The following is an 8,751-nucleotide window of genomic DNA, read 5'->3' as shown; positions in this document are numbered from 1 at the left end:
TTATACGACACCCCGCAGGCCGCCGGCAACGGCGGCGCCGACCTGCCGCCGTGGTCCCGCCCGCCCGTCCTCCACGGCGGCCCCGGGCTGGCGCCCGCGCTGTGGTCAGGGGCCGCGCTCGCCACCGGACTCGCCGTCTGGGGCGCCGCCGGTACCGTCGGCCGCCGCCGCGCCTCGGCCCGTTCCACCGCATCCGCCGCCCCGGCCGCACCGATGCTCGTCGGCGGTCCCAGCGGCGTCGGAGTGATGGGCATCGGCTCCACCGGCGTCGGCAGCCGCAGCCACCGGCGGCTGGCCCGCCGCACCCTCGCCCTGCTGCGCCGCCGCCCCCGGCGGGGCTGACCTGCGACGGCGCCCGCGGAACCGGGCCCAGGCCCTAGACTTCCGGCCATGACCACGCCCGACCCCGCCGCCTCGGACCGGCTCGCCCGGATCGTCAGCCTCTCCGCCGGCAGCTACCTGCTCGTCACCACCTACAAGAAGGACGGCACCCCGGTGCCGACCCCCGTGTGGGTCGTCCGCGACGGGGAGGCCCTCGGCATCTGGACCGTCACGGACTCCTGGAAGGTCAAGCGGATCCGCAACCGCGCCGACGTCCTGGTCGGCCCCTGCGACGTCAAGGGCAACCCGACCGGCGGGCAGTACCCCGCCACCGCCGAGATCCTCGGCCCGGAGCGCACCGCCGCCTACCGCACCCTGCTGCGGCAGAAGTACGGCCTGCTCGGCGTGCTCACCCTGCTCGGCAGCCGCCTGCGCCGCGGCGAACGCGGCACCGTCGGCATCCGGATCACCCTGGCGGACTGACCCTGGCCGGTGACCTCCGGAGTCGGAGGTCACCGGTCGTCGGCGTGCGCCCGCGGGCCGGTCGAGCTCCGCGGGGCGAGGAGGAGGTCCTCGTAGACGTGCGGGCGGCGGGTGGTGACGCGCTCGTGCAGCAGCCGGGCGGCGCGCTGGTGCTCGCCGGTGTCGATCAGGGCACGGGCGGGGGTGTCCTGGGCGATCCCCCGCTCCATCCTCCGGCCTGGCCGGCCGGGGTGACGCCCGGCTGCCGTTCGCCGTGGGAGGCTTGACGGCCATGGAACAGTACGAGACCGCGCCGCTGCTCCTGCTGGTGGTGGACGGTGCGAACGTGGTCGGCTCGGTGCCCGACGGCTGGTGGCACGACCGGCACGGCGCCGCCGAGCGCCTGCGGGACTCCCTGGTCGCGATCGCCGATCGGGGCCTGCCGGAGCACCCCGGCCCGCTGGAGGTGGTGCTGGTGGTCGAAGGAGCGGCCCGGGGCGTCACCGGCCTGCCCGAGGTCCGGGTGGTGCCGGCGGACGGCAGCGGGGACGACCGGATCGTGGAACTGGTCCGCGAGGCCCGCGCCGAAGATCCGGCGCGGGCCTGCCTGGTGGTCACCGCCGACCGCGCACTGCGAGCCCGTGTCGCCGAGTTGGGCGCCGACGTCACCGGACCCCGCAGCGTCCGGAGTCAGTGATCCCGGGAGGCGGCTACCCCCCCCCGGCGGATCGACGGGTCCGAGGTGTGCACGGTGAACTCGAAGCCCCAGCCCTCGCGCGGGAGCATCTCCACCAGGCGCACGACGCTCCCCTGACACGTCAGCACGGCTCGAGGTGCTGCGCCGGCACCAGGAGCACGTGGAGGCGCAGATCCGGGAGCGGCAGGGAGCCTTGGAGGTGATGCGGGAGAAGGCGCGGAGCTACGAGGAGCACCTCGCCCGCGGCGAGGCCGACCGGCTGTGGAATCCCTCCCATCCGGATGCCGGGTGACGCCGGGGACGGAAGCGACCTCGGAAGGCGCGGGAACCAACCCCTCCGGTCGTCCGACTGGTGGGGGGTGAGTGCGAAATCGCCGGGAGTCCGGTCGTTGAGTGTGCTGGCGGGATTCGTCCTGCTGCTGGTGGTGGTGTTCGTGGTGGCGTACGCGGTGGGGCGGCAGGCCGGGCCGGTGGCGCCGGGGCTGACGCCGAGCCGGGGCGGCGGGGCCTCGCCCGGGACGGGTGGGCACGACATGGGCGGGATGCGGTGAGCCCGGTCGCGGGGGTGGACTCCGACGCGCTGGTGTCCACCGATCTAGCGGTCGGCGGGATGACCTGCGCCGCGTGCGTGGGCCGGGTCGAGAAGCGGCTGGGCCGGATCGACGGGGTGACGGCCGGGGTGAACCTGGCGACCGGGCGGGCCCGGGTGCTGCACCCGGCCGGGGTGACCGTCGAGGAACTGGTCGCTGCTGTCGAACGGGCGGGCTACACCGCCGAGTTGGCCCCAGCCGGGCTGCCCGGCGGACCGGCGGAGGAGGAACCGGACGAGCGGTGGCGGCTGCTGGTGACAGCCCTGTCGGCCGTCCCGGTGCTGGTGCTGTCGATGGTGCCCGCGCTGCAGTTCACCGCCTGGCAGTGGGTCTGCTTCGCGCTCGCCGTCCCGGTGGTGACCTGGGGTTCGGCGGGCTTCCACCGACGGGCCTTGCGGGGGCTGCGGCACGCCGCCGCGACCATGGACACCCTGGTCGCTCTGGGCGTCGTCGCCTCCTTCGGCTGGTCGGCGTACGCCCTGTTCCTGGGCGGCGCAGGGCAGTTGGGCATGCGGATGCCGTTCTCGCTGACCGCCGACGGCGGCGGCGCGGCGCACGTGTACCTGGAGGCGGCGGTCGGTGTACCGCTGTTCGTGCTGGCCGGACGGCTGCTGGAAGGCCGGGTGCGGCGCCGCAGCGGGTCCGCGCTGCGGGCGCTGGCCGAGCTGGGCGCCAAACAGGTGTGCGTCCGGGCCCAGGGCGGCGAGGAGCGCCTGATACCGATCGAACTCCTGCTGCCCGGGCAGGAGTTCGTGGTACGGCCGGGGGAACGGGTGGCCACCGACGGGGTGGTGGTCGAAGGCGGTTCGGCACTCGATCTGAGCCTGCTGACCGGGGAGAGCGTCCCCGTCGAGGTCGGTCCCGGGGACCGGGTGGCCGGGGCGACGGTGAACGTCGGCGGGGCGCTGGTGGTACGGGCCACGGCCGTCGGCGCGGACACCCAACTGGCCCGGATCACCGCGCTGGTGGCCGACGCCCAGGCCGGCAAGGCCCGGGCGCAGCGGCTGGCGGACGCCGTCGCCGGGGTGTTCGTGCCCTGTGTGCTGACCGTCGCGGTGTGCGTGCTGGGCTTCTGGCTGGGGGCGGGCGCGGCCCCGCAGGCGGCGGTGACGGCGGCGGTCGCCGTGCTGGTGGTGGCCTGCCCGTGCGCGCTGGGCCTGGCCACCCCGACGGCGCTGCTCGCCGCGACCGGCCGGGGCGCCGAGCTGGGTGTGCTGGTGCGCGGGCCGGAGGTGCTGGAGAGCCTGCGCCGGGTGGACACCGTCGTGGTGGACAAGACCGGCACGCTGACCACCGGCCGGATGGAACTGGCGGCGGTGACGGTCACCGACGGCCTCACCGGGCTCCCCGAGCACGAGGTGCTGCGGCTGGCGGGCGCGGTCGAGCACCGCTCGGAGCACCCGATCGGACGGGCCGTGGCGGCGGCCGCCCGGGAACGCTGCGGGGCCCTGCCGCCGGTGGACGGCTTCGCGGCCACGACCGGCCTCGGGGTGTCCGGCACGGTCGAGGGCCGGTCGGTCCGGGCCGTCCGGCCGGACGGCGCCGCCGCCGCCGCACTGCCGCCGGAGCTCGTCCGGGCCGTCGCGGCGGCCGGGGACGCGGGCCGCACCGCCGTACTGGTGGAGCTGGACGGTCGGGCGGCGGCCGTGCTGGCGGTCGGCGACACGCTGCGCTCGGGCAGCTGGCGAGCGCTCCACCGGCTGCGCGGGATGGGCCTGGAGACCGTCCTGCTGACCGGCGACGGCCCGGGCGCCGCGCGGGCCGTCGCCGCCGAACTGGGCATCGAGCGGGTGCACGACTCGGCCTCGCCCGAGCGCAAGGCCGAGGTGGTGGCCGAACTGCGGGCCGCCGGACGAACGGTGGCGGTGGTCGGCGACGGCGTCAACGACGCGGTCGCCCTGGCCTCGGCCGACCTCGGGGTGGCCCTGGCCTCCGGCAGCGACGCCGCGATCGGCGCAGCCGGGCTGACCCTGGTGCGCGGCGAGATCGAGGCGGTGGTGGACGCGGTGCGCCTCGCCCGGCAGACCCTGGCCACCATCCGGGCCAACCTGCTCTGGGCCTTCGGCTACAACCTGGTGCTGATCCCGCTGGCGGCCGTCGGGCTGCTGAACCCGATGCTGGCGGCGGTCGCGATGTCGCTCAGCTCGCTGCTGGTGGTGGGCAACAGCCTGCGGCTGCGCACCTGGGAACCGGGGCGCGGGCAGCGGCGGCAGGGGGGCCGGCGGTGAGGGCGCTGGACCGGCTCGAGGCGAAGCGGTTGAAGGCGGAGCGGTTGAAGGCGGCGGGCCCGCCGGTCGGCGCGGCGGCGCTGGCGCTGGCCCTCCTCACCGGCTGGACGGCCGTCGGCGGCGCCGGGGCTCCGCGCCCGGTGGAGGCCGACGACGGCTGGATGCTGCTGCCGACGGCGGGCGCGGCCTCGGCCACCTCGGCCTTCTTCACGATCCGCAACCCGGGCGACGTCCCCGACGAACTGACCGGCGCCAGCTGGGAGTTCGGCGGACCGGTCACCCTGAAGCGGCACCTGCACCAGGGCGCGGCGGGCCGCTGGGAGCTGGCCCCCGCCCTGCCCGTCCCCAGCCGGGGCGTACTGGCGATGTCCCCCGAGGACGCCGATCTGATGATCGCCGCCCCGCCCCCGCTGGAGCCCGGCCGACGGGTGGAGTTCACCCTCACCTTCCGGCACAGCCCGCCACTGCGGCTGACCGCCACCGTCCTGCCGCCCGGCGAGCGCCCGCGCTGAGCCGACGGCCCGGCGGACGGGGAAGGACCCGGCGAGCGGGAAGTGCCCGGCGGACGGGTAGGCACCCTGTGGGCAGAAGGCCCCGGCGGGCGGGGAGCACGACCACCTCCCCGCCCGCCGGGCCGTCCGCGTCAGCCGTGCGGCACGACCGCGACCGGCGCCTCGGCGTGGTGCAGCGCCGCGTGCGCGACCCGGCCGAGGCGCGGGCCGAACTCGATCGAACGGCGGCGTCGGCCGACCACCACCAGGGCGGCCCCGGCGGAGGTCTCCACCAGCCCGCGGGCGGCGCCCAGCCGGACGTCCTCGACCACCTCCACCGCCGGGTGCTGCTCGCGCTGCCCGGCCAGGGCGAGCGTCAGCAGCTTCGCCTCCAGCGCCTCCAGCTGCTCGACCTGTGTCGCCGGTACGGCCCCGCCCGCGTAGCCGAACAGCGGCGGCAGGTCCCAGCCGTTCACCGCCCGGACCCGGGCGCCGCGCAGGGCGGCCTCGCGGAAGGCGAAGGCGAGCACCTCCTCCTCGGGGGCGTGGGCGTCCACGCCGACCACCACCTCGCCGGAGGGCCCGTGCCCCTGCCCGGTGTCCCGCACCACGACCACCGGCGTGCCGCTGCGCCCGGCGACCGCCATGCTGACCGAGCCGAGCAGCAGCCCGGTGAAGCCGCCGCGCCCGCGCGAGCCGAGCACCAGCAGGTCCGCCTCCGCGCCGGCCGCCACCAGCCCGTCCGCCGGGGCGTCCAGCACCGCGTCGGTGCGGACGGTCAGCTCGGGGTGCGCTTCGCGGACCGTGTCGGCGGCCTCGGTCAGGATGCGCTGGGCGGCTGCCGGCAGGTCGTCGGGTCCGGCGTAGGAGGACACCCCGTCGGTCAGCCACGGCCAGGCGTGCACCAGCCGCAGCGTCGCCCCGCGGCGCCGCGCCTCCTCGGCGGCCCACTGGGCGGCGGCGGTGCTGGCCGGCGAGCCGTCGATCCCGGCCACCACGGTTGACGTCATCAGAGTTCCTCCACTGTCTCGGTGCCGGGAACGGTGCGCGCTGACGCCCCGTCCGCCCTGCTCCCACCCTGTCGTCCGCCGACGGCCCGCCGCCAGAGGCCGCAAGCCCTCTGCCCGCGGGACGAAGGACCCGTCGGCCGGAACACTACGGGCGACCCCGCCCTCCACCCCGCCGACACCCGGGCACTACCGTGTGGACACGACATTCCCGCTGGTGGAGCGGCGCCCGAGCCGCTTCCGCCAGTCGGCGTGGGCGGTCGGGGCGAGGACTGGTCCGGGCGGGTACGAGCGCGGGCCGAGAACGAGGAGGACAGCGGTGGGCGGAGGGGACGGCAGCGCGGCGGGTGGCGGCGCGCGGATGCCCCGGCTGCGCCTGGACGAGCTGTTGGAGGAGCTCCAGTGGCGGATCGACGCGGCGCGCGGCACCCAGAACCGGGTGCACAACCTGCTGGAGGCGGTGCTCGCGGTCGGCCGTGAGCTGGACCTCGCGCAGGCGCTGCACCGGATCGTCGAGGCCGCCGTCGACCTGGTGGACGCCCGTTACGGCGCGCTGGGCGTGATCGGCCCGGACGGGCACAGCCTGTCGCAGTTCCTGACGGTCGGTCTGTCCGACGAGGAGATGGCGGGGATCGGCGCGCCGCCCTCCGGCCGGGGCATCCTCGGCGAACTGATCCACCACCCCCGACCGCTGCGCTGCCCGGTGCTGTCCGACCACCCGGCCTCGGTCGGCTTCCCGCCCGACCACCCGCCGATGCACACCTTCCTGGGGGTGCCGGTGCGGGTGCGCGGCGAGGTGTTCGGCAACCTCTACCTGACCGACAAGCGCGGCGGACTGGACTTCGACGAGGACGACGAGGCGGTGATCGCCACCCTGGCCGTCGCGGCCGGGGTCGCGATCGACAACGCCCGGCTGTACGAGGAGGCGCAACTGCGCCAGCGCTGGCTGCGGGCGAGCACCGAGATCACCCGCAGCCTGCTGTCCGGCGCGCCTCGCCTGGAGGTGGTCGAGCTGATCGCCCACCGGGCCCGGGAGATCGCCGGCGCCGAGCTGGCGGACGTCTCGGTGGCGCTGGCCGGCCCGCAGGAACGGGCCGAGGAGCTGGCGGTGGAGGTGGCACTCGGCGCCGAGCCCTCGGCCCGGCTGGGGGTGACGGTGCCGGTGGACGGCACGCTCTCCGGTGCCGCGTACGCCTCCGGCTCGCCGGTGACCAGCGACGAACTGGCCTGCGACGCGCGCTTCGCGGCCGGTCCGGCGGGCCGCTTCGACGGGCTGGGCCCGGCCGTCGCGGTGCCGCTGGGCACCGGCACCGGGTACGGGCGCGGTGTGCTGCTGCTCGCCCGGGCGCGGGGCGAGGCCGCCTTCGGGCCGGAGGAGACCGGGCCGCTGCTGGGCTTCGCGGACCAGGCGGCGCTCGCCCTGGAGCTGGCCGAACGGCGGCGTGACGCCGAGCAGTTGAACCTGCTGGAGGACCGCGACCGGATCGCCCGGGACCTCCACGACCTGGCCATCCAGAGGCTGTTCGCCACCGGGATGACGCTGCAGAGCGCGGGCCGGCTGATCGACAGCCCGGCCGCCGCCGACCGGGTCGCCCGGGCGGTGGCGGACCTGGACGAGACCATCAAGATCATCCGCTCGACCATCTTCGGCCTGCGCGCCCACAGCGAACCCGACCGCGGCCTGCGCGCCCGCGCCACCCGGGTCGTCACCGAGGCGCAGGGCCCGCTCGGCCTCGCGCCCCGGCTGAGCATGGAGGGCCTGCTCGACACCGACGTCCCGCAGGAGCTCGCCGAGCACGTGGTCGCCGTCCTGGCGGAGGCGCTCAGCAACGCCGCCCGCCACGCCCGCGCGACCCGGGTCGAGGTGACCCTGCGCGCCCTGGCCGGACGGTTGGTGCTCAGCGTCGCGGACGACGGGGTGGGCATCCCCGAGGGCGGTCGGCGCAGCGGGCTGCGCAACCTCGCCGAACGCGCCGAACGGGTCGGCGGGGCGCTCACCCTCGGCCCGGCGGACGGCGAGGGCGGCGGCACCCGCCTGGTGTGGGAGGCACCGCTCGGGTCGTGACCCGGCTGCGCCGCCCAGCGTAGGGGACGCGTTCCGGTCACCGGTGCCCGTCAGCCGCGGCGCAGCGGGGACGGCCGGGCGGCGGCGGACTGCCGCAGCTCGGTGGCGATCAGCGCCGCCTGCACCCGGCGCTCCACGCCGAGCTTGGCGAGCAGCCGGGAGACGTGGTTCTTCACCGTCTTCTCGGCGAGGTAGAGCCGCTCGCCGATCTGCCGGTTGGTCAGGCCCTCCCCGATCAGCGCCAGCACTTCCTGCTCGCGCGCCGTCAGGGCCGGTCCGGCGGTCACCGGTCGGGCCGGCTCGGCGTCGCTGCGCAGGCGGTTCAGCAGCCGGGTGGCCGCGCCCGGGTCGAGCATCGAACGGCCGGAGGCGACGGTCCGGACGGCGGCGACCAGGTCGGTGCCGCTGATCTGCTTGAGCACGTACCCGGCGGCGCCCGCCATCACGGCGTCCAGCAGCGCCTCCTCGTCGTCGAAGGAGGTGAGCATCAGACAGGCCAGGTCGGGCATCCGCGACCGCAGCTCACGGCAGACCGAGACGCCGTCCCCGTCGCCCAGCCGCACGTCCAGCACCGCCACGTCGGGCCGCAGCGCCGGCACCCGGACCAGCGCCTGCTCGGCCGTCGCGGCCTCCCCGACCACCACCAGGTCCGGCTCGCCGTCCAGCAGGTCGTACACCCCGCGGCGGACCACCTCGTGGTCGTCCAGCAGGAACACCCGGACCGGCGCCGATGCCTCGGCCCCCTCCGCCATGGTCGCCATCACGCGGCTCCGCCCTCGTCACCCCCGCACACGAACAGCGGGGCCCATCGCATCATGCCGCGCGTCAGGGCAGGGGCCCAGGGCCGAACGACCCCATTCGCCCGTCCCCGTCACCGTCCCTCCGACGGC

Annotated in this window: 11 protein-coding genes; 8 read left to right on the top strand and 3 right to left on the bottom strand. The window is 76.6% G+C overall.

Going from position 1 to position 8,751, the window contains the following annotated elements:
• Positions 1-342: hypothetical protein (locus tag HS99_RS45005; RefSeq protein WP_370863265.1), on the top strand; the 342-nt coding region annotated here is incomplete at its 5' end.
• A gap of 48 nt (positions 343-390) precedes the next feature.
• Positions 391-804 (top strand): PPOX class F420-dependent oxidoreductase, encoded by a 414-nt coding sequence (locus HS99_RS17360; protein ID WP_046387164.1) that lies wholly within the window; start codon positions 391-393, stop codon positions 802-804.
• A gap of 29 nt (positions 805-833) precedes the next feature.
• On the opposite strand, the gene HS99_RS17355 is transcribed toward HS99_RS17360, so the two are convergent.
• On the bottom strand, positions 834-1,013 hold the full coding sequence (locus HS99_RS17355; RefSeq protein ID WP_030550650.1) for a hypothetical protein: 180 nt from the start codon (positions 1,011-1,013) through the stop codon (positions 834-836).
• A gap of 62 nt (positions 1,014-1,075) precedes the next feature.
• Between HS99_RS17355 and HS99_RS17350 the strand changes: the two genes are divergently transcribed.
• The 5 genes from HS99_RS17350 (at position 1,076) to HS99_RS17335 (ending at position 4,810) form a co-directional block, all read left to right on the top strand.
• A complete protein-coding gene (locus HS99_RS17350; protein WP_030278759.1) occupies positions 1,076-1,480 on the top strand; it encodes a PIN domain-containing protein in 405 nt (134 codons plus the stop codon).
• Positions 1,481-1,616: 136 nt separating this feature from the next.
• Positions 1,617-1,772, top strand: a complete 156-nt coding sequence (locus tag HS99_RS45000) for a hypothetical protein (protein WP_157846552.1) — start codon at positions 1,617-1,619, stop codon at positions 1,770-1,772.
• Positions 1,773-1,869: 97 nt separating this feature from the next.
• Positions 1,870-2,031: a hypothetical protein gene (locus HS99_RS43390; RefSeq protein WP_158713983.1), complete on the top strand. Its 162-nt coding sequence runs from the start codon at positions 1,870-1,872 to the stop codon at positions 2,029-2,031.
• The gene (locus HS99_RS17340) at positions 2,028-4,298 is read left to right on the top strand and encodes a heavy metal translocating P-type ATPase (RefSeq protein ID WP_370863263.1); all 2,271 of its coding nucleotides are present in this window, start codon (positions 2,028-2,030) and stop codon (positions 4,296-4,298) included. Before HS99_RS43390 ends, HS99_RS17340 begins: the two co-directional genes overlap by 4 nt.
• Positions 4,295-4,810 (top strand): copper chaperone PCu(A)C, encoded by a 516-nt coding sequence (locus tag HS99_RS17335; protein ID WP_051835463.1) that lies wholly within the window; start codon positions 4,295-4,297, stop codon positions 4,808-4,810. Before HS99_RS17340 ends, HS99_RS17335 begins: the two co-directional genes overlap by 4 nt.
• A 131-nt stretch (positions 4,811-4,941) precedes the next feature.
• On the opposite strand, the gene HS99_RS17330 is transcribed toward HS99_RS17335, so the two are convergent.
• Positions 4,942-5,799 carry a universal stress protein gene (locus HS99_RS17330; RefSeq protein WP_030550662.1) on the bottom strand — a complete coding sequence of 286 codons (858 nt, stop codon included), beginning with the start codon at positions 5,797-5,799 and terminating at the stop codon, positions 4,942-4,944.
• Between the two features lie 358 nt (positions 5,800-6,157).
• Between HS99_RS17330 and HS99_RS17325 the strand changes: the two genes are divergently transcribed.
• Positions 6,158-7,861: a sensor histidine kinase gene (locus HS99_RS17325; protein ID WP_030550664.1), complete on the top strand. Its 1,704-nt coding sequence runs from the start codon at positions 6,158-6,160 to the stop codon at positions 7,859-7,861.
• Between the two features lie 50 nt (positions 7,862-7,911).
• Here the strand turns inward: HS99_RS17325 and HS99_RS17320 are convergent, their stop codons facing one another.
• Positions 7,912-8,622: a response regulator gene (locus tag HS99_RS17320; protein ID WP_046386296.1), complete on the bottom strand. Its 711-nt coding sequence runs from the start codon at positions 8,620-8,622 to the stop codon at positions 7,912-7,914.
• Between the last annotated feature and the right edge of the window lie 129 nt (positions 8,623-8,751).

The organism is Kitasatospora aureofaciens (genome assembly GCF_001188955.3).
GTDB classification, from domain to species: Bacteria; Actinomycetota; Actinomycetes; order Streptomycetales; family Streptomycetaceae; genus Kitasatospora; species Kitasatospora aureofaciens.
The sequence above is the reverse complement of the archived record's forward strand: the minus strand, read 5'-3'. Positions and strand labels throughout refer to the sequence as shown.

Bases quoted from the DNA above. Each gene is read 5' to 3' on its own strand.
- HS99_RS17360 (WP_046387164.1), top strand. From the start codon at position 391: ATGACCACGCCCGACCCCGCCGCCTCGGACCGGCTCGCCCGGATCGTC.
- HS99_RS17355 (WP_030550650.1), bottom strand. From the start codon at position 1,013: ATGGAGCGGGGGATCGCCCAGGACACCCCCGCCCGTGCCCTGATCGAC.
- HS99_RS17350 (WP_030278759.1), top strand. From the start codon at position 1,076: ATGGAACAGTACGAGACCGCGCCGCTGCTCCTGCTGGTGGTGGACGGT.
- HS99_RS17330 (WP_030550662.1), bottom strand. From the start codon at position 5,799: ATGACGTCAACCGTGGTGGCCGGGATCGACGGCTCGCCGGCCAGCACC.
- HS99_RS17325 (WP_030550664.1), top strand. From the start codon at position 6,158: ATGCCCCGGCTGCGCCTGGACGAGCTGTTGGAGGAGCTCCAGTGGCGG.
- HS99_RS17320 (WP_046386296.1), bottom strand. From the start codon at position 8,622: ATGGCGACCATGGCGGAGGGGGCCGAGGCATCGGCGCCGGTCCGGGTG.